The following is a 26407-nucleotide window of genomic DNA, read 5'->3' on the forward strand; positions in this document are numbered from 1 at the left end:
ACGAGTGCGGGCCGCCGACACGTCCCTAGCTCACCGCCCGACCGTGCGACAGGTCCCTAGGTCACCGCCCAGGTGGGGGGAGGAGGGGCGGTCGCAGCGCGGTGTCGGGGTGGCGCACCTAGCCTCGAGGCATGACGATGCGCGTGTGGGCTCCCGAGGTCGAGCAGGTCCGGGTGCGCGTCGAGGGGGTCGACCACGAGCTCACCCGCGACGTCGGCGGCTGGTGGTCCGCGGACCTCCCCCTCCCGCACGGGACCGCCTACGCCTTCCTGCTCGACGACGACGAGACGCCGCTCCCCGATCCGCGCTCGCGGTGGCAGCCCGACGGCGTCCACGCGGCCTCCCGCGCCTACGACCACGACCGCTTCACGTGGACCGACGACGCCTGGCGGGGTCAGGCCGTGCGCGGCTCCCTGGTCTACGAGCTCCACGTCGGCACCTTCACGCCCGGCCGCACCTTCGACACCGCGATCGAGCGGCTCGACCACCTCGTCGACCTGGGCGTCGACCTCGTCGAGGTGCTGCCGGTCAACGCCTTCGACGGCCCGCACGGCTGGGGCTACGACGGCGTCCTGTGGGGCGCGGTGCACGAGCCCTACGGCGGACCCGACGGGTTCAAGCGGTTCGTCGACGCCTGCCACGCGCGCGGCCTCGGCGTCGTGCTCGACGTCGTCTACAACCACCTCGGCCCGTCGGGGGCCTACCTCGACCGCTTCGGGCCGTACTTCGCCGGCACGACCGACTGGGGTGCCGGCCTGAACCTCGACGGTCCGCAGTCCGACGAGGTGCAGCAGTACGTGCTCGACAACGCCCGCGACTGGTTCGAGCACTTCCACGTCGACGCGCTGCGGCTCGACGCCGTGCACGCGCTGCGCGACACGCGGGCCTACCCGCTCCTGGAGGCGCTGTCGGTCCAGACCGCGGAGCTCGCCGAGCGCCTCGGACGTCCGCTCTCGCTCGTGGCGGAGTCGGACCTCAACGACCCGCGCACCATCACCCCGCGCAACGTCAACGGGCTGGGCATGGACGCGCAGTGGTGCGACGACGTGCACCACGCGCTGCACGTGTGGCTGACCGGCGAGACGACCGGCTACTACGAGGACTTCGCCGCCGACGACGCCCTGACGAAGACCCTGCGGGGCGCGTTCTTCCACGACGGCACCTGGTCGTCGTTCCGCGAGCGCACGCACGGGCGCCGCGTCGACCGTCAGGCCGTGCCGGGCACCGCCTTCGTGACCTACGTGCAGGACCACGACCAGGTCGGCAACCGCGCGACGGGTGACCGCCTGTCCGCCACCGCGTCCCCCGGCCGTCAGGTCTGCGGCGCCGCGGTCGTGCTGCTCGGCCCGTTCACCCCGATGCTCTTCATGGGCGAGGAGTGGGCCGCCGACACCCCGTGGCAGTTCTTCGCCTCGTTCCCCGACCCCGAGCTCGCCGAGGCCGTGCGCACGGGCCGCCGCCGCGAGTTCGGGCGCCACGGCTGGGGCGAGTCCGACGTGCCCGACCCGATGGACGTCGCGACGCTCGAGCGCTCGACGCTGCGCTGGGAGGAGACGGAGGCACCCGGGCACGCGGAGGTCCTCGACGCCTACCGGTCGCTCGTGGCCCTGCGCCGCGCGCACCCCGAGCTGCGCGACCCGTCGCTGGCCGCCGTCGAGGTCGAGCACGACGGCCCTCGCCTGACGCTGCAGCGTGGGCCGTTCACCGTGGTGGTCGACCGCGACGCCGAGACGGTCGAGGTGCGCCGCGACGACGCGGTGGTCTGGTCGTTCTCGGGAGGCGGGCCATCGCCCGCGGGGGCAGAGTGAGTGCCATGACCGACATCCCGCAGGAGGACCCCCGGATCTCCGAGGATCCCGAGGACGACCCCAAGCACAAGACGACGGACCCCGGCACCGAGTCCGAGCCCGACGACCCGGACGCCCCTGCGCCGTTCACCGGCCCGTACGCCTGACACACCCCTGACACACCGTCCCTGACACACTGGGCGGATGGTCACCCAGGGGCACGAGACCCAGGTCCTCGCCGGTCGACCCTTCCCGCTCGGCGCCCACCCCGAGGCGGGTGGCGTGCGGTTCGCCGTGGCCAGTCGGGTCGCCGACCGCGTCGAGCTGTGCCTGGTCGACGACGACGGCAGCGAGCGGCGGATCGAGCTCACCGAGCGCACCTTCGGGGTCTGGCACGGCCTGGTGCCCGGGGTGCTCCCCGGTCAGCGCTACGGCTACCGCGTCCACGGGCCCTACGAGCCGCGGACCGGCCTGCGCTGCAACCCGCACAAGCTCCTGCTCGACCCGTACGCGCGCCGCATCAGCGGGTCGCTGACCGACCTCGACGCGGCGCTCGGCTACGCCGACGACCCGGAGGGCGAGGAGATGTCGACCGTCGACTCGCTCGGCTCGGTCCCGCTCGGTGTCGTGACCAGCCCCGGCGGCCCCGACACGGGGGTCAAGCCCGAGGTGCCGTTCGAGGAGACGGTCGTCCACGAGCTGCACGTGAAGGGCTTCACCCAGCAGCACCCTGACGTCCCCGAGCACCTGCGCGGCACCTACCTGGGCCTGGCGCACCCCGCCGTCGTGGAGCACCTGCTGCGGCTCGGCGTCACCGCGGTCGAGCTGCTGCCGGTCCAGGCGTTCAGCGACGAGCCGTCCCTGGTCCGAGCCGGTCGCCACAACTACTGGGGGTACTCGCCGCTGGGCTACTTCGCGCCGCACGCGGGGTACGCCAGCGAGCCCGGACGTGAGGTCGAGGAGTTCCGCACGATGGTGGCCGCGATGCACGCGGCGGGCATCGAGGTCATCGTCGACGTGGTCTACAACCACACGTGCGAGGGCGGGCCCGACGGACCGACGCTGAGCTTCCGCGGCTACGAGGCCCCGGCCTACTACCTGCACGACGAGGACGGCCACATGGCCGACATCACCGGCTGCGGCAACACGCTCGAGGCGTCGTCGCCCACCGTGATCCGCCTCGTGACCGACTCGCTGCGGTACTGGGCCACCGAGCTCGGCGTCGACGGGTTCCGCTTCGACCTGGCCAGCACGATGGGACGCCCGAACGGCGGCCCGTTCGACCGTGACTCGGCCCTGCTGACGGCCATCGCGACCGATCCGGTGCTCTCGCGCTGCAAGCTCATCGCCGAGCCGTGGGACGCGACGGGCGAGGGGTACAAGGTCGGCGACTTCGGCGCGCAGTGGGCCGAGTGGAACGGCATCTACCGCGACACGGTGCGCGACTTCTGGCGCGGGCGCTCGGGCGGCGTCGACGACCTCGCCTACCGCCTCTCCGGCTCCTCGGACCTCTACGACCACACCCTGCGCCGGCCGTGGCAGTCGATCAACTTCGTCAACGCCCACGACGGCTTCACGCTGCGCGACCTCGTCTCGTACGACCACAAGCACAACGAGGCCAACGGGGAGGAGAACCGCGACGGCACCGACGACAACCGGTCGTGGAACCACGGCGTCGAGGGCGAGACCGACGACCCCGCGATCCGCGAGCTCCGCGCCCGGCAGGCCCGCAACCTGCTCGCGACGCTGCTGCTCTCGACCGGCACGCCGATGTTCGTGGCGGGCGACGAGCGCTGGCGCACGCAGGGCGGCAACAACAACGCCTACTGCCTGGACGACCCGACCTCGTGGGTCGACTGGACCGCGACCGACGAGTCCGAGGCGTTCCTGGCGTTCGCCCGCCGCGTGATCCACCTGCGCGCCAAGAGCCCGGCGCTGCGGCAGGCGCAGTTCTTCGACGGTCGCACGACGCCGACCGGCCGACCCGACCTGATCTGGATCCGCCCCGACGGCCAGGAGATGACCGAGCCCGACTGGCTCGACGAGGGCCGCCAGACGCTCGGCATGTGGATCGACGGCTCGCACAGCCAGTCGCGCACCCGCGAGGGCGTGCTGATCAGCGACCACTCCTGGCTCCTGCTCCTGCACGCGGGCGCCGACCCGGTCGAGGTCGCCCTGCCCGGACCTGAGCTCGGCGAAAGCTTCCGACCCACGCTCGACACCGCTGCCCCCGACGGAGAACCCGCCTGGGAGGCCCCGCTGCCCGCCGGCAGCCTCCTGACCCTGGGCCCCCGGTCCCTCCTCCTGCTCAAGGCCCCCCGCTCCGACTGACGCCCCCAGATGTGCTGGGTCGGGGGTGCCGCTCGTCACCGTGTGGGGGTGGGGGCGCTGGGGAACACTGAGGGCGTGACCAACCGTGCCCGCCTGATCCCCGTCGCCGAGCCCCGTGACGCGGAGGCGGCCGTCCTGGTGCTCCACGGCGGCGCGAGCCGGCAGGGCAACCCGATGGTCAGCCCCACCCAGCTCTCGGTGCTGCGCATGATCCCCATCGCGCGGCGGGTCGCGCGCACCGGTCGCAAGCGGCTGGCGGTGTACCGCCTGCTGAACTCGACCCGCGGGTGGAACACCGACCACACCCCCGTCGACGACGCGCACTGGGCGATCGACCAGCTGCACGAGGGTCGTACCGAGCACCTGCCGGTCGGGCTCGTCGGCCACTCCCTCGGCGGCCGCGCCGCGCTGCTGGCGGGCGGTCGGCCCGAGGTCCGCAGCATCGTGGCGCTGAACCCGTGGGTCTACCCCACCGACGGTGGTCTCGACCTCTCCGGCCGTCGGGTGCTGATCGCCCACGGGACCGACGACCGCATCGCGATCCCGGCGAAGTCCGAGGCCGCTGCCCGGAACGTGGCCCGCACCGCCGACGTCACCTTCGTGCCGGTGGAGGGCGGGAAGCACGCGATGCTGCGGCACCACCGGACGTTCGACCGGCTCGCTGCCGACTTCACGGCGGCCACCCTGCTCGGCACGGGCGCGACCGGCCACCGCTGACGACCCGCTGGGATCGCGGTCTCCCCTGACTCTCGGTACGTTCGAGGGTGAGGGAACCGCCAGGCACGCTGCACCACCACCGAACGACGACATCGACGAACGGGGAGGCTCGCCCATGACCGCACGGATCGGGATCGACGACGTCAGGCCGGTCGCCGGCGACGGCACCCATCCCGCCAAGGCCGTGGCCGGGGAGCACGTGCCCGTCACCGCCACCGTCTGGCGCGAGGGCCACGACGCGGTCGCCGCCAACGTCGCCTGGCGCGGCCCGGGCGAGCGCCGCGACCGCACGACCCGCATGACCGAGATCGGCACGGGCCTGGACCGCTTCGGCGCCACGATCGTGCCCGACACGGAGGGCCTCTGGTCGTTCCGCGTCGACGCGTGGAGCGACCCCTGGGCCACGACGACGCACGCGATCGAGGTCAAGCTCGCTGCGGGCCAGGGCACCACCGAGCTCGCGAACGACCTCGAGCTCGCGGCCCGACTCCTCGAGCAGGTCGCCGCGCTCAAGGAGCGCCGCGCCGAGCAGCCCGCCCTGCAGGGGGCCGCCGACGCGCTCCGCCACGCCGACCTGCCCCTCGGAGCCCGCGTCGGCCCCGCCCTGTCGGACGAGGTCCGTGCCGTGATGCACGACCACCCCGTGCGCGAGCTCGTCACGAAGGGCCCGGTCCGCCGCGTCTGGGTCGATCGCCAGCGCGCCGCCTACGGCTCCTGGTACGAGTTCTTCCCTCGCTCCACCGGCGGCGTCGACGCCGCCGGCACACCCGTCCACGGCACGTTCGCGACCGCACGGAGCGAGCTCGAGCGCGCCGCGGCGATGCAGTTCGACGTCGTCTACCTCCCGCCGATCCACCCCATCGGCGAGGTCAACCGCAAGGGCCCGAACAACACGCTGACCCCCGGCCCCACCGACGTCGGCTCGCCGTGGGCCATCGGCGCGAGCACGGGCGGCCACGACGCCATCCACCCCGCCCTCGGCACCGACGAGGACTTCCGCGCCTTCGTCGCCCGCGCCGGCGAGCTGGGTCTCGAGGTCGCGCTCGACCTGGCGCTCCAGGCGGCGCCCGACCACCCCTGGGTGACCGAGCACCCCGAGCTCTTCACGACGCTGCCCGACGGCACGATCGCCTACGCGGAGAACCCGCCGAAGAAGTACCAGGACATCTACCCGATCAACTTCGACAACGACCCGGCGTCGGCGCAGGCCGAGATGCTGCGCGTCACGCTGCACTGGGTCGAGCGCGGCATCCGGATCTTCCGCGTCGACAACCCGCACACCAAGCCCCCGAGCTTCTGGGCGCAGCTCATCGCCGACGTCAAGGCCGAGCACCCCGACGTGCTGTTCCTCGCCGAGGCGTTCACGCGTCCCGCCCGGCTCTGGGGCCTGGCCCGCCTCGGCTTCACGCAGAGCTACACGTACTTCACGTGGCGCACGACCAAGGAGGAGCTCACGGAGTTCGGCGAGGACCTGCGCGAGCACTGGGACGAGGGCCGCGGCAACCTCTTCGTCAACACGCCCGACATCCTCCCCGAGCACCTCCAGGTCGGCGGACCGGGCATGTTCGCCCTGCGCGCCGCGCTCGCCGCCACGCTCTCGCCCACCTGGGGCGTGTACGCGGGCTACGAGCTGTACGAGCACGAGGCGGTGCGCCCCGGGAGCGAGGAGTACCTCGACTCCGAGAAGTACGAGCTGCGCCCTCGCGACTTCGCGGGTGCGCTGGCCGAGGGCCGCTCGCTCGAGCCGTGGCTGACCCGCCTGAACGAGATCCGCCGCGCGCACCCGGCGCTGCAGCAGATGCGCACCCTGCGCTTCCACGACGTCGACCACGACGCGCTGATCGCGTACTCCAAGCACGACCCCGCCAGCGACGACACCGTCGTCGTGGTGGTCTCGCTCGACCCGCACGAGACCCGCGAGGGCACGCTGTCGCTCGACCTGTCCGCCCTCGGGTTCGCCCCCGACGAGCAGCTCGTGGCTCACGACGAGGTGACCGGCGAGACCTACACGTGGGGCCCCCGCAACTACGTCCGGCTCGACCCGACGCGCGCCTGTGCGCACGTCGTGAGCCTGACCCGACGACTCGAGGAGCCGCCCGCATGACGACCCAGCACGAGGACACCGCGCCCGACCACGCGCTCGAGGGACTCGAGGACACGCCGCACACCGGCGAGGCGGTCGAGGCCGACGGCACGCTCGTCGAGCCCCAGGCCGACGACTTCGCGCACGCCGAGCAGGCGCCGAGCGATCCGGAGTGGTTCAAGCGCGCCGTCTTCTACGAGGTCCTGGTGCGGGCGTTCGCCGACTCCGACGGCGACGGCACGGGCGACCTGCGCGGCCTGGCCGGCAAGCTCGACTACCTCGAGTGGCTCGGCGTCGACTGCCTGTGGCTGCCGCCGTTCTACGCCAGCCCCCTGCGCGACGGCGGCTACGACATCAGCGACTTCCGCGCGGTCCTGCCCGAGTTCGGCACGGTCGACGACTTCGTGCACCTGCTCGAGGAGGCGCACAGCCGCGGCATCCGCGTCATCACCGACCTCGTGCTCAACCACACCTCGGACGCCCACCCGTGGTTCCAGGCGTCGCGCCAGGACCCGGACGGCCCGTACGGCGACTTCTACGTGTGGTCCGACGACGACTCCGCGTACAGCGACGCGCGCATCATCTTCGTCGACACCGAGTCGTCCAACTGGACCTACGACCCCGTGCGCGGACAGTTCTACTGGCACCGCTTCTTCAGCCACCAGCCCGACCTGAACTTCGAGAACCCGGCCGTGCGCGAGGCGATGCTCGACGTCCTGCGCTTCTGGCTCGACCTCGGCATCGACGGCTTCCGGCTCGACGCGGTGCCGTACCTGTTCGAGGAGGAGGGCACGAACTGCGAGAACCTCCCCCGCACGCACGAGTACCTGCGCGAGGTGCGGGCCACGATCGACCGCGAGTTCCCCGGCCGCGTGCTGCTGGCCGAGGCGAACCAGTGGCCGGCCGACGTCGTGGAGTACTTCGGCGACCCGGCCGTCGGCGGCGACGAGTGCCACATGGCGTTCCACTTCCCCCTGATGCCGCGCATCTTCATGGCGGTGCGGCGCGAGTCGCGCTTCCCGATCTCGGAGATCCTGGCGCAGACGCCGCCGATCCCCGACGGCACGCAGTGGGGCATCTTCCTGCGCAACCACGACGAGCTGACCCTCGAGATGGTCACCGACGACGAGCGCGACTACATGTACCGCGAGTACGCCAAGGACCCGCGGATGAAGGCCAACATCGGCATCCGCCGGCGGCTCGCGCCGCTGCTCGAGAACGACCGCAACCAGCTCGAGCTGTTCACCGCGATGCTGCTGAGCCTGCCGGGCTCGCCGGTGCTCTACTACGGCGACGAGATCGGCATGGGAGACAACATCTGGCTGGGCGACCGCGACGCGGTGCGCACGCCGATGCAGTGGTCGCCCGACCGCAACGCGGGCTTCTCGCGCTCCGACCCGGGCCGCGTGTACCTGCCGCCGATCATGGACCCGACGTACGGCTACGAGGCCATCAACGTCGAGTCGCAGCAGGGCAGCAGCGCCTCGCTGCTCAACTGGACGCGCCGCATGATCGCGGTGCGCAAGGAGCACCCGGCCTTCGCCGAGGGCGAGTTCGTCGACCTCGGCGGGTCCAACCCGAGCGTCCTGGCCTACGAGCGCCGACTCGTGCGCGAGGACGGCGAGCTCGACGTCGTGCTGTGCGTCAACAACCTGTCCCGGTTCCCCCAGCCGGTCGAGCTGAACCTGGCCGACCACGAGGGCCGCACCCCGGTCGAGCTGACCGGCCGCGTGCGGTTCCCCCGCGTGGGCGAGCTGCCGTACCTGCTGACCCTCCCGGGCCACGGCTTCTACTGGTTCCAGCTGGCCGAGACCGACGACGAGGGCGAACGGAGGAGCATGGCATGACCTCAGACATCACTCCCGGATCACCCGGCGTCGGATCACACCGCGCGGAGCCGGCCGGACCCCAGGACGACCTGGTCACCCAGATCGCCGCCGCCCTGCCGGAGTGGCTGCCCACGCAACGGTGGTTCGGCGGCAAGGACCGCGAGATCACGGCCGTCCGGCCGCTCGCGGCGACCGACCTGCCCGCCGGCGACGACGTGCTGCTCCTGCACCTGGTGGTCGAGGTCGAGCAGGGCGACCGTCGCGAGCCGTACCAGCTGCTGATCGGCCACCGCGACGACCAGGTGCCCGACGTGCCGGCGTCCGCCTCGATCCCTCTCCCCGACGGCCCGGCCGTCTACGAGGCGTCCGGCGACGCCGACCTGACGTGCCACCTGCTCGACCTCATCGCCGGCAGCACCACGGTCGACGGCCTGCACTTCGCGCCCGAGCCCGGCGCCGAGCTGGAGTCGGGGCTGCGCGGGCACCCGATCAGCACCGAGCAGAGCAACACCTCGATCGTCTACGGCGGCCAGTACATCCTCAAGCTGTTCCGGAGGCTGACCCCCGGGACCAACAAGGACCTGGTGCTGCACCGGGCCCTCCGCGAGGTCCAGTCCGCGCACATCGCCGACCCGCTCGGCTCGATCTCGGGCGAGCTCGCTGGCGACTCCGTGACGTTCGGCATGCTGCAGCGCTTCATGTCCGACGCTGCCGACGGCTGGGTCATGGCGACCACCAGCGTGCGCGACTTCCTGGCCGACGCGTCCGACCTGCCGCCGGGGGACCTCGGCGGCGACTTCTCGGGCGAGGCCTACCGTCTCGGCCGGGCCGTGGCCGACGTGCACGCCGACCTCGCGCGAGCGCTCGGAACGCGCGAGGCCGACGCGGCCGAGCTGGCCGCGACCGCCAGCGCGATGGTCGAGCGGCTCGAGCGCGTCGCCGCCAGCGTGCCCGAGCTCGCCCCCCACGCCGACGGGATCAGCGACGTGTTCCGCGCGGTGGCCGAGGTCCCGACCCCCGTCACGGCGCAGTCGGTCCACGGCGACCTGCACCTCGGCCAGGTGCTCCGCACGCTGCAGGGCTGGCTGCTCCTCGACTTCGAGGGCGAGCCCGCCGCCGACGTCGCGGAGCGCGCCACGCTCCGCTCCCCCCTGCGCGACGTGGCCGGCATGCTGCGCTCGTTCGACTACGCCGCCCAGCAGCTGCTCGTGGGCCAGGCCGAGGACGAGCGCGAGGCCGAGCGGGCCGCCGCCTGGGCCCGGCACAACCGCGCCGCCTTCTGCGACGGCTACGCCAAGGTCGCCGGCCACGACCCGCGGGACCAAGCCGCGCTCCTGCGAGCGTTCGAGCTCGACAAGGCGGTCTACGAGGTCGCGTACGAGCACGCCAACCGACCCGACTGGCTGCTCGTGCCGCTGGCCTCCATCGACCGACTCACCACCGAGGGGAGCTGACCACCGTGACCGGGATCGGCGATCTCGACCTCCACCTCTTCGCCGAGGGCCGCCACGAACGCCTCTGGGAGGTGCTCGGCGCGCACGTGCGCAGCACGGACGCCGGACCGGGCACGTCCTTCGCGGTCTGGGCCCCGCACGCGCAGGCCGTGCAGGTCGTGGGCGGGTTCAACGGCTGGGACGGCGGCGGCCACGCGCTGCAGGCCGTCGGCGGGCCCGGCGTGTGGGAGACCTTCGTGCCCGGCGTCGGCGCCGGGGAGGCCTACAAGTTCCGCATCCAGGGGCCCGACGGCTCGTGGCACGAGAAGGCCGACCCGATGGCCTTCGGCACCGAGGTGCCGCCCGCGACCGCGTCGATCGTGGTCGATCCGGCCCACGCGTGGCAGGACGCCGACTGGGTCGCGCAGCGCGACGCCACGACCTGGACCGACGCGCCGATGAGCATCTACGAGGTCCACCTCGGCTCCTGGAGGCAGGGGCTCGACTACCGCGAGCTCGCCGACGCGCTGGCCGACCACCTCGAGGCCACGGGCTTCACGCACGTCGAGCTGATGCCCGTCGCCGAGCACCCGTTCGGCGGGTCCTGGGGCTACCAGGTCACCTCGTACTACGCGCCCACGTCGCGCTTCGGCAGCCCCGACGACTTCCGCTGGTTCGTCGACCGTCTGCACCAGCGCGGCTTCGGCGTCATCGTCGACTGGGTGCCCGCGCACTTCCCGAAGGACGAGTGGGCGCTGGCGCGCTTCGACGGCACCGCCCTCTACGAGCACCCGGACCCGCGCCGCGGCGAGCAGCCCGACTGGGGCACGTACGTGTTCGACTTCGGCCAGCCGCAGGTGCGCAACTTCCTCGTGGCGAACGCGCTGTTCTGGCTCGAGGAGTTCCACCTCGACGGGCTGCGCGTCGACGCCGTCGCCTCGATGCTCTACCTCGACTACTCCCGCAACGACGGCGAGTGGGTGCCGAACGAGCACGGCGGGCGCGAGAACCTCGAGGCCGTGCAGCTGCTGCAGGAGCTCAACGCGACGGTCTACAAGCACCACCCCGGCGTGGTCATGGTGGCCGAGGAGTCGACCGCCTGGCCGGGGGTCAGCCGGCCCACCGAGGGCGGCGGTCTGGGCTTCGGCTTCAAGTGGAACATGGGCTGGATGCACGACACGCTGTCCTACCTCGGCAACGACCCGGTGCACCGCTCGTACCACCACGGCGAGATGACGTTCGCGATCGACTACGCGTTCACCGAGAACTTCGTGCTGCCGCTCTCGCACGACGAGGTCGTGCACGGCAAGGGCTCGCTGTGGGGGCGCATGCCGGGCGACGACTGGAACAAGGCCGCGGGCGTGCGCTCGCTGCTGGCGTTCATGTGGGCGCACCCGGGCAAGCAGATGCTCTTCATGGGCGGCGAGTTCGGGCAGGAGGGCGAGTGGGCCGAGTCGCGCTCGCTCGACTGGGCGCAGGCCGACGCGCCGCTGCACGCCGGGGTGCTCGCGCTGGTGTCGGACCTCAACGCGATCTACCGGGAGGCGCCCGCGCTGTACTCGGCCGACACCGTGCCCGAGGGCTTCGGCTGGATCGACGCCTCCGACACCGCGGGCAACGTGGTGCTGTTCCAGCGCATCGGTCGCGACGGGTCGCGGCTGGCGTGCCTCGCGAACTTCTCCGGCAGCCCGCACCACGACTACCGTGTCGGGCTCCCGCTCGCCGGGACGTGGCGCGAGGTGCTGAACACCGACGCCGAGCTCTACGGCGGCTCGGGCGTGGGCAACCTGGGCCTCGTCGAGGCCGAGAGCACTCCCTGGCACGGCCAGCCGGCCTCCGCGCTGGTGCAGCTGCCACCGGCCGGCGTGGTCTGGCTCGTGCCGGACACCCCCGAGCCCGGCAAGCGCCGCCGCACCCCCTGACCCCGCCCCATCCCGCCGTGGGCGGGGCAAACGGACGCTCACTCACCGACCCGGGCTAGCCTCGGAGGATGGGCACGCACGCACTCCTGATCGGCGCCGGGGACCTCGGGACCGACGTGGGGCTGCGGCTCGCGGCGCTCGGTCACGAGGTCACGGCCGTGCGCCGGCGCGGTGACCTCGTGCCGTCGCCGATGCGCGGCATCTCCGCCGACCTGACCCGGGAGCGCCCGGACCTCGCCGGGGTCGAGGCCGACCTGCTGGTCGTGGCCCTGACGGCACGCCCGCGCAGCGAGGAGGCGTACCGCGCGACCTACGTCGACGGCATGACCCGCGCCCTGGAGGCCCTCGCCGCGACGGGGCAGAGCCCGCGGCGCGCCGTCCTGGTCTCCTCGACGGGGGTCTACGGCGACGCCCCACCCGATCCGGTGCTCGACGAGGACTCGCCGGCGGTCCCAGCCGACGGCCCGGCCCGGATGCTGCTCGAGGCCGAGCGGACGTTCCACCGGCACCTGCCCCAGGGCACCGTCCTGCGGCTCTCGGGCCTGTACCGCGGCGAGACGGCTCGCCTCGTCGACCAGGTGCGCACCGGCACGTTCGACGACCCCCACCGCTGGACCAACCGCGTGCACCGCGACGACGCCGCCGCAGCCGTCGTGCACCTCCTGACGCGCGCGGAGCAGCCCGCGTCCCTCTACGTCGGCACCGACGACGAGCCGTCGCTCCTCGGTGACGTCGCGGCGCACGTCGCGCGTCAGCTCGACGTGCCGAGCCCCGAGCCTGCGGACCCGGCGCGCGGCCACGGCAAGCGGCTCTCCAACGCCCGGCTGCGGGCGAGCGGCTGGCGACCGGCGCACCCGACCTATCGCGAGGGCTACGTCGTCGAGCCGCGCGACTGACCGGACCGGGTTACGTTCGAGGCATGACCAGCACGCACGTGCCCAGCACCTCGGACCGCACCCAGATCCTGCCGTGGGCCGTGCTCGGCGCGGCGCTGCTCCAGGTCGTGGCACCCCTCGTCACGCTCCTCGGACCCGGCACCTCGCCCGGCGGCGGGTCCGGTCCCGACCTGCTGATCACGCCGGTCGGATGGGCGTTCTCGATCTGGGGCGTGATCTACACCCTCGCGATCGCCCAGGCGGTCGCCGAGCTGCGCGCCGGCACGACCGGCAGCTCGCCGCGGCGCCAGGTCGCCCAGGTGGTGCTGTACGTCGGCGGAGCCGTGTGGATCGGGCTCGCCGGGCTCGACAGCAGCGTCGCGACGGCCGCCGCCCTGCTCGTCATGGCCGGCGCCGCGCTCGTGGCCGTCGTCGCCGTGGTCCGCGAGCCGCTGGCCCCGCGCTGGTTCTCGCTCCTGACCCGCGCCTCGGTCGGCCTGTACGCGGGCTGGGTCACCGCTGCCCTGTTCCTGAACCTCTCGACCGCCGCGGTCGACGTCGCCGGGCTGGACGCCGGCCGGGCCTCGTGGCAGATCGCCGTGCTGGTGGTCGCGGCGGTGACTCTCGTCGGCTTCACGGTCGTGACCGGCGGCACGCTCGGCTACGTGCTCGCCGGGGTGTGGGCCCTGTTCGGCATCACCGTCACGGCACGGAGCGACGGCAGCGACGCGATCGCCTCGGCCGCCGTCGCGGGCGCCGTGGCGCTGGCCGCCGCCGCGCTGGTGACGAGGCTGACCGCCCCGCGCTCCCCCGCTCGCTCCTGACCTAGGAGGTCGGCACCACGCCGTCGGCGCGTGCCGCGCCTCGCGCGCGCAGGGCGATCGCGCCGATGACCGCCGAGCCGAGCACCCCGAGGGCGGCGGCGGCCAGCACCGCCAGGTGCCACCCGGCGAGGACGTCGCCCGACCCGCGCGTGCCGATCACGACGACGAGCGTGATGCCGCACGCCGCACCGAGGTAGCGCGCGGTGTTCGACGCTCCGCTGGCCATCGCGGCCTGGTCCAGCGGCACGCTGACGACCGCCTCCCGTCCGAGGACGGCGTTGAGGAGCCCGGTCGCGACACCGGCCAGCGCCATCGGCAGCACGAGCCCGACCGACGAGTCCGCCAGCAGCGCGAGCAGCATCGCCGCCGACTGCAGCAGGAGCAGGACGCTGATCGCGCCCGGGCCCTGGGGGCTGACCGGGAGCCGCCGCAGCAGGATCGCCGACAGCGTGCTGGCCACGGCCCACACGAACGGCGGGATGCTCGCGACCCTCAGCGAGTCGCCGTAGCCGGCCTGCGCGACGGTCGGGAGGAACGACGACATCGCGATGATCGAGAGCCCCACCGTCAGCGACCCGAGGATCGACGCGAGGAAGCGCGGCCTCTGGAGCAGGTCCGGGTCGACCAGGGGCTGGCGCGTGCGCCGCTCGGTCAACCCGAGCGCCACGAAGGCCACGACCGCGACACCGACCAGCAGGCTCGAGAGCGCGCCCCAGCCCGACCGCGCCTGCGTCAGGGCGCCGACCGCCGCGACCATCACGAGGGCCAGCAGGACCATGCCCGGGACGTCGAGGCGCCGCGGGGTGGCCGAGCGCGATTCCGGCACGATCCGCGCGGTCGGGAGCAGGAGCACCAGCCCGGCCACCGCCGTGACGACGTAGTTCTCGCGCCAGCTCGTGCCGATGTCGAGGGCCGCCGAGAGCAGCGCACCCCCGGCGATGCCGCCGCCGATGCTGGCGCCCCACGTGGCGGTCGCCCGCTGGAGCGCGGGTCCCGGCGGGTGCGCCTGGGCGAGGACCGCGAGACCACAGGCGAGGATCGCTCCGCCGCCGACGCCCTCGACCACGCGGGCCGTGATCATGACGCCCGGGTGCCAGGCGGCCGCGGCGAGCACGGCACCGACGACGAGTCCCGTGAGCCCCAGCAGGTAGATGCGGCGACGGCCGTAGCGGTCGCCGAGGACGCCGGTCGCGAGCATCCCGCCGGCCAGGCCGATGCTCATCGCGCTGAGGATCCACGCCTGCGCCGCACTGCCGCCACCCAGGTCGCGGATCGTCGGCGGCAACGTCGCCAGCGGGGTCACGTAGGTGACGAGCACCAGGGCGGTCCCGGCCGCGACGACCGGGAGGAGGCCGGCCCGAGGCGCCTGGCTCATCAGGACGCCTCGGCGGTGTCGAGGTGCATCGTCAGGTCGGCACTGCGGACCGCCTCGCCGCACGCCCGGCAGGTCAGGACGGGCTGGTAGTCGTGGCCGCAGGAGTGCTCGACGCGCAGCGGCGGACCGTCCTCGCCCGCGAGGTGGCGGTCGCCGAACTCGCGCAGCATCGTGAGGATCGGCCCGAGCCCGCGGCCGAGATCGGTCAGGTGGTACTCGAAGCGCGGCGGGTGGTCCTCGTACTGCACGCGCTCGACGAGGCCGTTGGCCTCGAGCTTGCGCAGGCGGTCGGTGAGGATGTCGCGCGGCGCACCGGTGTGCCGCACGATCTGGTCGAAGCGGTGGCTGCCGAGGTGGAGCTCGCGCACGACGAGCATCGTCCACTTGGCGCCGATGAGGTCGAGCGTCCGCGCGACGGAGCACTCGCGCACCTGGGAGGTCATGCTGGGCACGCTACCTCAGTTGGAAAATCCAACCAACTCCGGATGCGCTCACCGCCCCACCGATCCGTGCGACGCTGGGGCCGTGAGCCAGCTGCGCCGATCGGTCGTCTCCACGGGCGACCTCACGTTCGACACCGTCCAGACCGGCGACACCTCCGGGACGCCCGTGATCCTGCTCCACGGGTTCCCCGCGACCTCCGCCACCTGGGCCGAGGTGCTGCCCGCACTCGGCGAGGCGGGCTGCTGGGCGGTCGCACCCGACCAGCGCGGGTACTCCCCCGGCGCGCGCCCGACCGATACCGAGGACTACGCGACCGACCGGCTCGCTGCCGATGTCATCGGCCTCGCGGACGCCCTCGGCATCGACACGTTCCACCTCGTGGGCCACGACTGGGGCGCCAGCGTCGCCTGGGTGGTCGCCGCGACCCGCCCCGACCGGGTCCGGTCGCTCACCGCCGTCTCGGTGCCGCACCTGGGCGCCTACGGCCGAGCGGTGCGCGAGGATCCCGAGCAGCGCGCGATGTCGGCGTACTACGCCGAGTTCCGCCGCACGCCCGACATGGCCGAGGTGCTCCTGGCCGACGACGCCCGCCGACTCCGCGAGGTCTACGGCGACCTACCGGCGGGCCACGTCGAGACCTACCTGCAGCACCTGGGCGAGCCGGGAGCCCTCGACGCGGCGCTGCAGTGGTACCGCGCGATGGGTTCCGACCTCAGCACCCTGCCGCACGTCACGGTGCCGACGACGTTCGTCTGGAGCGACGCCGACGCCTTCATCGGACCCGTCGCGGCGGCCGGCTGTCCCGAGTTCGTCGACGGCCCGTTCCGCTACGTCGAGCTGACCGGGGTCTCGCACTGGGTGCCCGAGACCCGGCCCCACGTGGTCGCGACCGAGGTCCTGCGGCACGTCAGCGGTCGATGAGCCGCTGCATCGCCTCCGGGTAGCGGTCGCCCACGACGGTCACGGCGTCGGAGGCAGCAGCGAGATCGGCCAGGTCGGTCTCGCTCAGCTCCAGCGCCGCGCTCCCGAGGTTCTCGTCGAGCCGGGAGAGGCGACGGGTGCCCGGGATCGGGACGATCCAGGGCTGCTGGGCCAGCAGCCACGCGAGCGCGACCTGGCCCGTCGTCGCTCCGAGGCGCTCGGCGACCGCCGCGACCCGGTCGACCAGCTCGAGGTTGGCCGCGAGCGCCTCGGCCTCGAAGCGGGGCATCGTCGCGCGGATGTCGCCCTCGCCGAAGCTCGACTCGCGCGTGACGGCGCCCGTGAGGAAGCCGCGCCCGAGCGGGCTGAACGGGACGAAGCCGATGCCGAGCTCGGCCAGGAGCGGCAGGATCTCCTGCTCGGGCTCGCGCCAGAACAGCGAGTACTCGCTCTGGAGCGCCGTGACGGGCTGCACCGCGTGGGCGCGGCGGATCGTCTCGGTGCCCGCCTCCGACAGGCCGAAGTGCCTCACCTTGCCGGCCTCGATCAGCGCGGCGACGGTGCCCGCGACGCCCTCGATCGGCACGTCCGGGTCGACCCGGTGCTGGTACAGCAGGTCGATCGTCTCGATGCCGAGGCGGCCGAGCGAGCCGTCGACAGCAGCGCGGATGTCGTCCGGGCGGCTCGTGAGCCCGCTCTGCTTCCCCTCGGCGTCGAACGCGAAGCCGAACTTCGTGGCGATCACGACCTCGTCGCGCACGGGGGCGAGCGCAGCGCCGACGAGCTCCTCGTTGTGGAACGGCCCGTAGACCTCGGCGGTGTCGAAGAACGTCACGCCGTGCTCGACGGCCTCCCGCAGGAACCCGATCATCTCGTCGCGCGGCGGCAGCGCTCCGAAGCTCTGGCTCATGCCCATGCAGCCGAGACCGAGCGCCGAGACCTGCAGGCCGCTCTCGCCGAGCGTGCGTGTCGTGGGTGTGGTCATGTCAGGCCTCCGGGATCTCGCGGCCGAACCGTTCGAGGGTCACGACGTCCGGGTCGGGACCGCCGCGCTGGCCGGTGTCGAGGCGGTCGATCGCCGCGAGCTGGTCGGTCGTGAGGTCGAAGCCGAGGACGTCGAGGTTCTCGACGATGCGCGACGGCGTGACCGACTTCGGGATGACCTGGCGACCCTGCTGCAGGTGCCAGCGCAGCATGACCTGGGCCGGCGAGCGCCCGTGCGCCTCGGCGATGCCGCCGATGATCGGGTCGTCCAGGACGCTGCGCCGCTCGTCACCGAAGCCGGGGTAGAACGTGATGCCGCCGATCGGCGACCACGCCTGGTTGAGGATCCCGCGCTCGTCGTCGTAGGCGAGCAGCTCGGACTGGCGGAAGTACGGGTGCACCTCGATCTGGTTGACCGCCGGCACGACCGAGGTCTCCGCGAGCAGCTTCTCGAGGTGCTCGGGCATGAAGTTGCTGACGCCGATCGCGCGCACCTTGCCGGCCTCGAGCAGCTCCTCCAGGGCGCGGTAGGCGCCGATCGTCAGGTCGTAGCGGCTCGGCAGCGCCTGGTGCAGGATCAGCAGGTCGATCTGGTCGACGCCGAGCTTGCCGGCGCTCTTGTCGAAGGCGTGCAGCGTCTCGGCATGGCCGAAGTCGCTGATCCAGATCTTCGTCTCGACGAAGATCTCCGAGCGGTCGACGTCGGACTCCGCGATCGCCTCGCCGACCTCGCGCTCGTTGAAGTACCCCGCAGCCGTGTCGATGTGTCGGTATCCGGCGTCCAGCGCCGCGTGCACCGCGGCCTTGGTCTCGTCCGGCGGCGTCTGGAAGACGCCGAGCCCGACGGCCGGGATGGTGACGCCGTTGTTCAGGGTGAAGGTGTCCATGGGTCGAGCCTCTCTCGCAGGTGGTGGGATCAGGGGGTCACGAGGACCTCGAGGGCCTCGCGGTCCTGCATCGCGGCGTACCCGGCGGGGACGTCGTCCAGGCCGACCGTGCTGTTCCGTCAGCGCTGGGCGCGCAGTCCGCCCGCTCGCCGCCGGAGTGAGGCGCGGCAGGTAGAGGACAGAGGCTGTCCTCTACGTGGAGGAGGCTGGTTCGACCAGCGACCGCCGGTCGTCGGACCGACCGAAAGGCCCCTCATGTTCTCCGTCCTCCCCGACCTCAGCTGGACCGGTTTCGCCCTCGCCACCGTGGCCTCGATCGCGCTCGCGGGGCTGTGGTTCGCCGTCGTCATCGCCAAGCCGTACCTGGTGGCCCTCGGCCGCACGGCCGACGAGCCGCCGGCGGGCCAGGTCCACCCGCTCGTGACGAACGCCGGGCCGCTCGTGTGCCTGGTGCTCGTCACGTTCACGAGCGCGGTGCTGCTCGAGGCGCTCGGCGTCACGACGGTCGCGGACGCCGTGACGTTCGGGCTGGTCGTCGGTGTCGGCTACCTGGCGGCGATGACCTTCCAGATCGCGATCAACCCGAGCTTCCCGCGACCGCTGATGTACGGCCTGCTCAACGCACCCTTCTTCATCGCGAGCAGCGTGCTGAGCGCCGTCATCATCACGGCCTTCGCCTGAGCGACTGATCCGTCGACCGGCACCTCCGGACGCGCCGTGCCAGAGTGGCGCCATGAGCACCGAGCGACGGACGGCGGTGCTCGCCGCGGCCTGCTGGATCGTCGCCGGCGTCGTCTACCTGGCCACCGAGGCCGTCGCCGCTGCGGCGTTCGACGGCTACTCGTACGCGACGAACTACATCAGCGACCTCGGCATCCCGGAGGTCGGGACGTCGGGCGGGCGGGCGATCGACTCGCCGCTGGCGTGGGTCATGAACACGGGCTTCATCGCGCACGGCGTGCTGTTCGCGGCGGCTGCCGCGCTGTTCGCACCGCGGGTCACGACGACCCTGCGGCGCTGGTTCGTCGCTCTCGCGGTGACGCACGGGATCGGCAACGTGCTCGTCGGGCTCGTGCACAGCGGGACGACGAGCGCCGACACCTCGTACGGGTTCCTGCACGGGGTCGGCGCGGGGATGGCGATCGTCGGCGGCAACCTCACGATCGTCGTGGTCGGGCTGTCGCTGCGACGCGCACCGGCCGAGCGGAGCCTCGGCACCGTGTGCCTGCTCCTCGGCGTGGTCGGCCTGCTGGCCGTGACCGCCCTGCTGGTCGACGGTGGATCGAGCAGCGTCGACGTCCTGCCCGACGGCGTCTGGGAGCGCATCTCGGTCTACACGATCACCGCCGCCGAGCTCCTCCTCGGCGTCGTCACGCTGGTCGGCGCACGGCGACTCAGCCGAAGCTGACGCCCGTCAGCTCCTGCGAGACCTCCCACAGGCGGGCGGCGTCGTCGGTGCTCCGCAGCGGTTTCCACGGCTCCTGCGCACCCGGTCGGCCTCCCGTGCCGCCGACACCCTGCGGCCCATAGAGCTCGGTGCCCGTCGCGTCAGCCGCGGTGGCGGCCAGCAGCGCCGGGAGGCGGGCCGAGTCGACCGTGCCCACGAGGATGCCGCGCGCCGAGAGCCACCGGATCAGCCGCACCTCGCGGGTGTCCTCCGTGCGGCCCATCTCGGGTCGCGCCGACAGGAGGCCGGTCGGGGCGACGCCGGGATGCGACACGACGCTGGTGACCCCCCATCCCGCCGCCTGCGATCGACGCTGCAGCTCGTAGCCGAACAGACCCGTCGCGAGCTTCGACTGGCCGTACGCCTTCATCGCGTCGTACGAGCGATCCGAGCCGAGGTCGTCCCACGCGATCGACGCGCGCCGCGCAGCGACGCTCGTCTGCGTCGTGACCCGCCCGCCCGCGGCCCGCAGGAGCGGGAGCAGCTGCGCCGTGAGTGCGAAGGGTCCGAGGTGGTTCGTGCCGAGCTGCAGCTCGACGCCGTCGGCCGTCGCCTGCCGCTCGGGCGGGTGCATGACGCCGGCGTTGTTCACGAGGTGGTCGATCGGTGTGCCCTCCGCCCGCAGGGTCTCGCCCAGCGCTGCGATCGAGGCGAGCGAGGACAGGTCGAGGTCGCGCAGCTCGAGGCGGGCGCCAGGCACCTGCTCGCGGATGCGCGCCACGGCTGCGTCGCCCTTGGTGCGGTTGCGGACCGGCATCACCACCTCGGCACCCGCGCCGGCCAGGGCCGCCGCGATGCCGAGGCCGATGCCGTCGCTGGCTCCGGTGACGACGGCGCGTCGTCCGGCGAGGTCGGGAAGGGTCAGGTCGTGCTGTCGTCGAGGCATGTCACCACCCTGACCGGCCCCGCGCCGTCTATCCACGGCCTGACGATCCGTGGCTGAGCAAGGCGGTACGCGCCAGACTGTTCGCATGATCGATCGCGCGGGGCTCGCCGAGTTCCTCCGCCTGCGCCGTGAGGCCCTGCAGCCGGAGGACGTCGGGATGCCTCGTGGTCAGCGGCGCCGCACGAGCGGCCTCCGGCGTGAGGAGGTCGCGGCGCTGTGCCACATGTCGACCGACTACTACGCCCGCATCGAGCGACAGCGCGGGCCGCAGCCGTCGGAGCAGATGATCGCCTCGATCGCCCAGGGGCTGCACCTCTCGGTCGACGAGCGGGACCACCTGTTCCGACTCGCGGGGCACCAGGCTCCACCGCGGGGCGCGGGCAGCGACCACGTCGGCCCCGGCATGCTCCGGATCTTCGACCGCCTCACCGACACGCCCGCCGAGATCGTGACCGAGCTCGGCGAGACGCTGCGGCAGACGGCCCAGGGGGTCGCGCTGTTCGGCGACCTGACCCGCCACACCGGTCCCGCCCGGAGCATCGGCTACCGGTGGTTCACCGACCCCGCGGCCCGTGCGCTCCACCCGCCCGAGGACCACTCCTACTACTCCCGGCTCTACGCCTCGGGACTGCGAGGCGTGCTGTCGCTGCGCGGACCGCGGTCGAGGGCCGCGCACCTGACCGAGCTCCTCCTGGAGTCGAGCGAGGAGTTCCGGGCCGTGTGGAAGGAGCACGAGGTCGGGGTCCTGCCGCGCGAGCTCAAGCGCTACCAGCACCCCGAGGTCGGGCTGATCGAGCTGAGCTGCCAGATCCTGCACGACCCGGCCCAGGCACACCACCTGCTCGTCTACACCGCGGTCCCGGGCAGCGAGAGCCACGAGAAGCTCCAGCTCCTGTCGGTCCTCGCGGCGCGCACCTGACCGACGACGCTCAGGCGTCGACGGTGCGGCCGCGGACCAGCTCGTGCAGGCGAGCGTCGAACGAGGCCACCGCCTCGCGCAGGATCTCGGCGACGGTCTCGAGCGAGTCGATCCGGCCGGCCACCTGGCCCGCCTGCAGCAGGGACGCGTCGAGGTCCCCGTCGTGGTACGTCTCGGTGATGCGGGCGAGCAACGGGCGGACGTCCTGACCGTCGGCCAGCTCCGACGTCGCGGTGCGCAGCACCCGCATGGGTCGGCCGACCGTGCGGTTGAGCATGAAGGTGTCGGCCTCCGAGGCCCCGAGGATCGCGTCCTTGACCGCGGCGTGCACCGACGACTCGCGCGAGGCGAGCATCCGCGTGCCCATCTGCACGCCCTCCGCGCCGAGCACCATCGCCGCGAGCATCGTGCGCCCGTCGGCGATCCCGCCGGCGGCGACGATCGGGACGTCGAAACGGTCGGCGAGCAGCGGGACGAGCACCATCGTGGAGACCTCGGCCGGGTTCTTGAACCCGCCACCCTCGCTGCCCTCGACGACGAGTCCGTCGACGCCCGCCGCGATCGCCTTCTCGGCAGTCGCGAGCGTCGGGACGACGTGGAACACGGTCACGCCGATCTCCTTCAGCGGCTCGATGAACCGCGCCGGGGATCCTGCCGAGGTCGTGACGAACCGGACTCCGGCGTCGGCGATCAGGCCGACGATCGCCGGGTCCTGCGCGAAGGCGATGGGGATGTTGACCCCGAACGGCCGGTCGGTCAGCGACCGGACCTCCGCGAGGTCGGCCTCGATCGTGGCGAGGTCGAGCGATCCGGGCACGAGGCCCAGGCCGCCGGCCTCGGAGACGGCCGCCACGAGGGGGGCCCGAGCGACCCACCCCATCGGCGCCGACAGCACCGGGACGGTGATGCCCAGCTGCTCGGTCAGTCGGTTGCGGAACGGTGCTGCGGACATGGGGCGTCCTCCTGGGTCCCCCGACGTCTACCAGTGATTTGACATCGGCGTCAATTATTCGTCCTGATTCCCCGATCTCGTGCGGATCCGGCGCGCCGGTGCCATTCTCGACGCACCACGAGAAGAGGACACCACCATGGTCGGACGCGGGGCACGGGTACTGACCAGGATCGTGACGGCGCTGCTCGTCGGAGCACTGCTGACGGCAGGCTCCGGCGGCAGCGCCAGCGGCCAGACGACCCGCTTCACCGACGTCTCGCCGAACCACGTCTTCGCCGCCGAGATCGCCTGGCTCGCGGACCAGGGCATCTCCACCGGGTACGCGGGCCCCAGCGGACCGTCCTTCCAGCCCGCGGCCCCCGTGCTGCGGGAGCAGATGGCCGCGTTCCTCTACCGCTTCGCCGGGTCCCCGGCCGTCAACGGCGTGCCGACGACCTCGCCCTACGTCGACGTCCCCACGACGCACGTGTTCTTCAAGGAGATCGTCTGGCTCCAGCGCGAGGGCATCACGACCGGCTACGCCGACGGGACCTTCCGTCCCGGCCAGCCGGTCCTGCGCGAGCAGATGGCCGCCTTCATCAACCGCCTGGCCGAGGGCCCCGTCCCTCCCCTGCCGGCCCAGCTCCCGTTCGTCGACGTGCCGGTCTCGCACGTGTTCTTCAGCCAGATCCAGTGGCTCTCGGAGCAGGGCATCTCGACCGGCTACGGAACGGCACCGAACCGCACGTTCGCACCCTCGGCCCCGGTCCTGCGCGAGCAGATGGCCGCGTTCCTGTTCCGGGCCGACGGGGTGCTGCAGACACCCGATCCGATGGAGCCCGTCGTCGTCGGCGTGGTGGCTCCCGGACGCACGGTGGCGGTCGACGTCGGCAGCGACCCCGACGACGCCGTCGCGGTGCAGTGGCTGATCGACGGCCAGCCCGTCGCCGGCGCCACCACGCGGTCGTACACGGTGCGCGCCGCCGACGTGGGTCACCAGCTCGCCGTGCAGGTGCGGCGGACAAGTCCCGACGCCGGCGAGCCCGAGACCAGCGCACCGGTGCTGGTCGAGGCGACGAGCACCACGCTGCGCGTCGCCGGGACGATCGACGAGGACACCACGTGGGGGACCGACGGGATCGACACGATCGCCGTCGGTCGCGACGTGCTGGTCGCCGAGGACGTCACGCTGACGATCGCTCCGGGCACGGACCTGGTGGTGGAGATCCAGCGGGCGATCGAGGTCGCCGGCAGCCTGGTCGCGCTCGGCACGGCCGAGCAGCCCATCGGCGCGCGCATCCCGTTCGAGGGCGACCAGGACGGGTTCTGGCGCGGGGTGCGGGTGCTGCCCGGCGGCTCGATCGACGCCTCACACCTGAGCTTCGGCTCGGCCGAGATCGGCGTCGCGGGGGTCTTCCCGGGGCCCGTCGCGTCGTTCTCGGTGCAGGACTCGCTGCTCGACGACATGCGCGACCACGCGATCTACCTGGCCGACTCGGTGACGCCACCCGTGGTGCGCAACATCAACGGCTCCACCGGGCTGTCGCCCGTCGTGGTGCGGTCGTCGAACCTCGATCCGTCACTCATCCGCGTGAACCGGGTCTCGACCTCGCGCGACCCCATCCTGATCGGCGGGACCGTCACGACGAGCGGGTCCTTCGAGAACGGGGTCGTCGGGCTCGGCGTCGGCCCTGCCTCCGGCGACCTCACCGTGGCGGCCGGCGCGACGCTCACGATGCCCGCGGGCCAGTACTGGGTGAACCTCGGGCAGTCGATCGTGGTCGAGGGGAAGCTCGTCGCCACGGGGGCCTCGGGCCTGCCCGTGACGCTGTCGAGCGTCCTGGACCGCAACGGCCATCCCGTCAGGCCGACCGACTCCGACTGGGGCGGGGTCGTGGTGCGCGACGGCGGCGAGCTGGACCTGACCCGCACGGTCATCCGCTGGGCCTCGACCGGCATCACCGGCGACGACGCCGGCCGCATCTCCGTCGTCGACTCCCTGATCCGCACCGCTCACCAGGCCGTCGAGCTGCGCGACGGCTCCCCGCTGGACGGTCCGTGGCCGGAGCACACGTTCGTCCGCACGTCGTTCGAGCAGATCACCGACACCGCGATCACGGTGGAGCGCGCCCGGCTGCTGACGAGCGAGGTCCACTTCGAGGTCGTGCCGTCCCTGCTCGAGGCCGACCACGCCTCGGTCGTCCTCGCCGGCACGGCCGCCCAGGTCCGACTGCCCGTGTGGGTCCGAGCGGTGGGCACCGACCCGGCGCGTCACCTGGTCGACGTGACGAGGCTGGAGCAGTCCAACGACGTGCCCATGCTCCCGGAGAAGGCCTGCGGCTTCGTCACGACGGGAGCCGGACCCGCACCGGCCTGCTGACGACGGCGAGCGCCGTCAGGCTCGCGAGCGCTCCACGACGCCGCGCACCGCGGACGCGACCCGCTCGTGCACGTCGGGGTGGAAGACGCTCGGGATGATGTAGTTCGGGCCCAGCTCCTCGGCGGTCACGGTCGACGCGATCGCCTCGGCGGCGGCCACGAGCACGTCCATGTCGATGCCGCGGCTCTGCGCGTCGAGCAGACCGCGGAAGATGCCGGGGAACGCCAGCACGTTGTTGATCTGGTTGGGGTAGTCCGACCGGCCCGTCGCGACGACCGCCGCGTGGCGTCGGGCGAGCCCCGGGTCGATCTCCGGGTCGGGGTTGGCCAGGGCGAACACGATCGCGTCGTCGGCCATCGTCTCGACGTCGGCGGCCCCCAGGATGTTGGGCGCCGAGACGCCGATGAAGACGTCGGCGCCGGGCAGGGCGTCGCGCAGGGTGCCGGTCAGGCGAGCCGCGTTGGTGTGCTCGGCCGTCCAGGCCAGCGACGGGTCCAGGCCCGGCCGGTCCGGGTGCACGATGCCCTCGACGTCGCAGACCACGACGTCGGCCGCGCCCGCGTGGACGAGCGTCTTGAGGACCGCCGTCCCGGCCGCGCCGGCTCCGACGAGCACCAGGCGGGCCGAGTCGAGCCGCTTGCCGACGACCCGCAGCGCGTTCTCGAGCGCCGCCAGCACGACGATCGCCGTGCCGTGCTGGTCGTCGTGGAACACCGGGATGTCGAGGCGCTCGCGCAGGCGCGCCTCGATCTCGAAGCAGCGGGGGGCCGAGATGTCCTCCAGGTTGATGCCCGCGAACCCCGGCGAGATCGCCGCAACCGTCTCGATGATCTGCTCGGTGTCCTGGGTGTCGAGGCAGATCGGCCAGGCGTCGATGTCGCCGAAGGACTTGAACAGCGCGGCCTTGCCCTCCATGACCGGCAGCGCGGCGTGCGGGCCGATGTTGCCCAGGCCCAGCACCGCCGAGCCGTCGGTCACGACCGCGACGCTGTTGCGCTTGATCGTCAGGCGTCGGGCGTCCTCCTTGTCCTTCGCGATCGCCTGCGAGATCCGCGCGACGCCGGGGGTGTAGATCATCGACAGGTCGTCGCGGTTGCGCAGCGGGTGCTTCGTCGCGACCTCGATGACGCCACCGAGGTGCATCAGGAACGTGCGGTCGGAGACCTTCTTGACCGCGACGTCGGAGACGGCCTCCAGCGCCTCGACGATCGCGTCGGCGTGGTCGGTGTCCGACGTCGCCGCCGTCAGGTCGATGCGCAGGTGGTCGACCCCGGACGGCGCGACGTCGAGCGCGGTCACGAGTCCCCCGGCGGACTCGACGGTCGAGGTCAGCTCACCCACCGCCGAGGCTCCGGCCGGCACCTCGAGGCGCACCGTGATCGAGTAGGAGACGCTGGGCGTCTTCGGATGGGGCTGGGTCTCGTCGCTCACC

22 protein-coding genes are annotated in these 26407 nt (G+C 72.8%); 15 read left to right on the forward strand and 7 right to left on the reverse strand.

Annotated features, from left to right (window positions below; genetic code table 11):
* Positions 1 to 131: 131 nt before the first annotated feature.
* From treZ to ABD127_RS16045, 10 genes are all read left to right on the forward strand, one after another.
* On the forward strand, positions 132 to 1808 hold the full coding sequence (gene treZ / locus ABD127_RS16000) for a malto-oligosyltrehalose trehalohydrolase (protein WP_344203293.1): 1677 nt from the start codon (positions 132 to 134) through the stop codon (positions 1806 to 1808).
* 5 nt (positions 1809 to 1813) lie between these two features.
* On the forward strand, positions 1814 to 1954 hold the full coding sequence (locus ABD127_RS16005) for a hypothetical protein (RefSeq protein ID WP_344203295.1): 141 nt from the start codon (positions 1814 to 1816) through the stop codon (positions 1952 to 1954).
* A 37-nt stretch (positions 1955 to 1991) separates the two neighbouring features.
* Positions 1992 to 4118, forward strand: a complete 2127-nt coding sequence (gene glgX, locus ABD127_RS16010; protein WP_344203297.1) for a glycogen debranching protein GlgX — start codon at positions 1992 to 1994, stop codon at positions 4116 to 4118.
* Positions 4119 to 4193: 75 nt separating this feature from the next.
* Entirely contained in the window at positions 4194 to 4835 is a 642-nt protein-coding gene (locus ABD127_RS16015) for an alpha/beta hydrolase (RefSeq protein WP_344203299.1), read from the forward strand.
* Between the two features lie 115 nt (positions 4836 to 4950).
* Complete coding sequence (locus ABD127_RS16020) at positions 4951 to 6939, forward strand: maltotransferase domain-containing protein (protein ID WP_344203301.1); 1989 nt, start codon at positions 4951 to 4953, stop codon at positions 6937 to 6939.
* The gene (gene treS, locus ABD127_RS16025) at positions 6936 to 8765 is read left to right on the forward strand and encodes a maltose alpha-D-glucosyltransferase (RefSeq protein WP_344203303.1); all 1830 of its coding nucleotides are present in this window, start codon (positions 6936 to 6938) and stop codon (positions 8763 to 8765) included. Before ABD127_RS16020 ends, treS begins: the two co-directional genes overlap by 4 nt.
* On the forward strand, positions 8762 to 10201 hold the full coding sequence (locus ABD127_RS16030; RefSeq protein ID WP_344203305.1) for a maltokinase N-terminal cap-like domain-containing protein: 1440 nt from the start codon (positions 8762 to 8764) through the stop codon (positions 10199 to 10201). The genes treS and ABD127_RS16030 overlap by 4 nt, the downstream gene beginning before the upstream one ends.
* Before the next feature lie 5 nt (positions 10202 to 10206).
* Positions 10207 to 12102: a 1,4-alpha-glucan branching protein GlgB gene (gene glgB / locus ABD127_RS16035; protein ID WP_344203306.1), complete on the forward strand. Its 1896-nt coding sequence runs from the start codon at positions 10207 to 10209 to the stop codon at positions 12100 to 12102.
* A 68-nt stretch (positions 12103 to 12170) separates the two neighbouring features.
* Complete coding sequence (locus tag ABD127_RS16040) at positions 12171 to 12998, forward strand: NAD-dependent epimerase/dehydratase family protein (protein WP_344203308.1); 828 nt, start codon at positions 12171 to 12173, stop codon at positions 12996 to 12998.
* Between the two features lie 23 nt (positions 12999 to 13021).
* Positions 13022 to 13801, forward strand: coding sequence for a hypothetical protein (locus ABD127_RS16045; RefSeq protein ID WP_344203309.1), 780 nt, complete (start codon positions 13022 to 13024; stop codon positions 13799 to 13801).
* Position 13802: 1 nt separating this feature from the next.
* Here ABD127_RS16045 and ABD127_RS16050 read toward each other — a convergent pair whose 3' ends face one another.
* Both ABD127_RS16050 and ABD127_RS16055 read right to left on the reverse strand, forming a co-directional pair.
* Positions 13803 to 15176, reverse strand: coding sequence for an MFS transporter (locus ABD127_RS16050; RefSeq protein WP_344203311.1), 1374 nt, complete (start codon positions 15174 to 15176; stop codon positions 13803 to 13805).
* Positions 15176 to 15619, reverse strand: a complete 444-nt coding sequence (locus ABD127_RS16055; protein WP_344203314.1) for a winged helix-turn-helix transcriptional regulator — start codon at positions 15617 to 15619, stop codon at positions 15176 to 15178. The genes ABD127_RS16050 and ABD127_RS16055 overlap by 1 nt, the downstream gene beginning before the upstream one ends.
* An 82-nt stretch (positions 15620 to 15701) precedes the next feature.
* Between ABD127_RS16055 and ABD127_RS16060 the strand changes: the two genes are divergently transcribed.
* Positions 15702 to 16541, forward strand: coding sequence for an alpha/beta fold hydrolase (locus ABD127_RS16060; protein ID WP_344203316.1), 840 nt, complete (start codon positions 15702 to 15704; stop codon positions 16539 to 16541).
* Here ABD127_RS16060 and ABD127_RS16065 read toward each other — a convergent pair.
* Together ABD127_RS16065 and ABD127_RS16070 are read right to left on the reverse strand one after the other, a co-directional pair.
* Positions 16528 to 17526: an aldo/keto reductase gene (locus ABD127_RS16065; protein ID WP_344203318.1), complete on the reverse strand. Its 999-nt coding sequence runs from the start codon at positions 17524 to 17526 to the stop codon at positions 16528 to 16530. The two genes, ABD127_RS16060 and ABD127_RS16065, sit on opposite strands and share 14 nt — an antisense overlap.
* Before the next feature lies 1 nt (position 17527).
* Positions 17528 to 18412, reverse strand: a complete 885-nt coding sequence (locus tag ABD127_RS16070; protein WP_344203319.1) for an aldo/keto reductase — start codon at positions 18410 to 18412, stop codon at positions 17528 to 17530.
* 255 nt (positions 18413 to 18667) lie between these two features.
* Here ABD127_RS16070 and ABD127_RS16075 point away from each other — a divergent pair, with 255 nt between their 5' ends.
* On the forward strand, positions 18668 to 19093 hold the full coding sequence (locus tag ABD127_RS16075; protein ID WP_344203322.1) for a DUF1761 domain-containing protein: 426 nt from the start codon (positions 18668 to 18670) through the stop codon (positions 19091 to 19093).
* A 52-nt stretch (positions 19094 to 19145) separates the two neighbouring features.
* Positions 19146 to 19820 (forward strand): DUF998 domain-containing protein, encoded by a 675-nt coding sequence (locus tag ABD127_RS16080; protein WP_344203325.1) that lies wholly within the window; start codon positions 19146 to 19148, stop codon positions 19818 to 19820.
* Here the strand turns inward: ABD127_RS16080 and ABD127_RS16085 are convergent.
* Positions 19807 to 20745: an SDR family oxidoreductase gene (locus ABD127_RS16085; protein ID WP_344203328.1), complete on the reverse strand. Its 939-nt coding sequence runs from the start codon at positions 20743 to 20745 to the stop codon at positions 19807 to 19809. The two genes, ABD127_RS16080 and ABD127_RS16085, sit on opposite strands and share 14 nt — an antisense overlap.
* 85 nt (positions 20746 to 20830) lie before the next feature.
* Here ABD127_RS16085 and ABD127_RS16090 point away from each other — a divergent pair, with 85 nt between their 5' ends.
* Entirely contained in the window at positions 20831 to 21664 is an 834-nt protein-coding gene (locus ABD127_RS16090) for a helix-turn-helix transcriptional regulator (RefSeq protein ID WP_344203329.1), read from the forward strand.
* 10 nt (positions 21665 to 21674) lie between these two features.
* Here the strand turns inward: ABD127_RS16090 and ABD127_RS16095 are convergent, their stop codons facing one another.
* Entirely contained in the window at positions 21675 to 22616 is a 942-nt protein-coding gene (locus tag ABD127_RS16095) for an NAD(P)H-dependent flavin oxidoreductase (protein ID WP_344203331.1), read from the reverse strand.
* A 136-nt stretch (positions 22617 to 22752) separates the two neighbouring features.
* Between ABD127_RS16095 and ABD127_RS16100 the strand changes: the two genes are divergently transcribed.
* Complete coding sequence (locus tag ABD127_RS16100; RefSeq protein ID WP_344203334.1) at positions 22753 to 24975, forward strand: S-layer homology domain-containing protein; 2223 nt, start codon at positions 22753 to 22755, stop codon at positions 24973 to 24975.
* Positions 24976 to 24990: 15 nt separating this feature from the next.
* On the opposite strand, the gene ABD127_RS16105 is transcribed toward ABD127_RS16100, so the two are convergent.
* Positions 24991 to 26406 (reverse strand): NAD-dependent malic enzyme, encoded by a 1416-nt coding sequence (locus ABD127_RS16105; protein ID WP_344203337.1) that lies wholly within the window; start codon positions 26404 to 26406, stop codon positions 24991 to 24993.
* Position 26407 lies beyond the last annotated feature (1 nt).

The organism is Aeromicrobium alkaliterrae (assembly GCF_039529015.1).
Classification (GTDB): Bacteria; Actinomycetota; Actinomycetes; order Propionibacteriales; family Nocardioidaceae; genus Aeromicrobium; species Aeromicrobium alkaliterrae.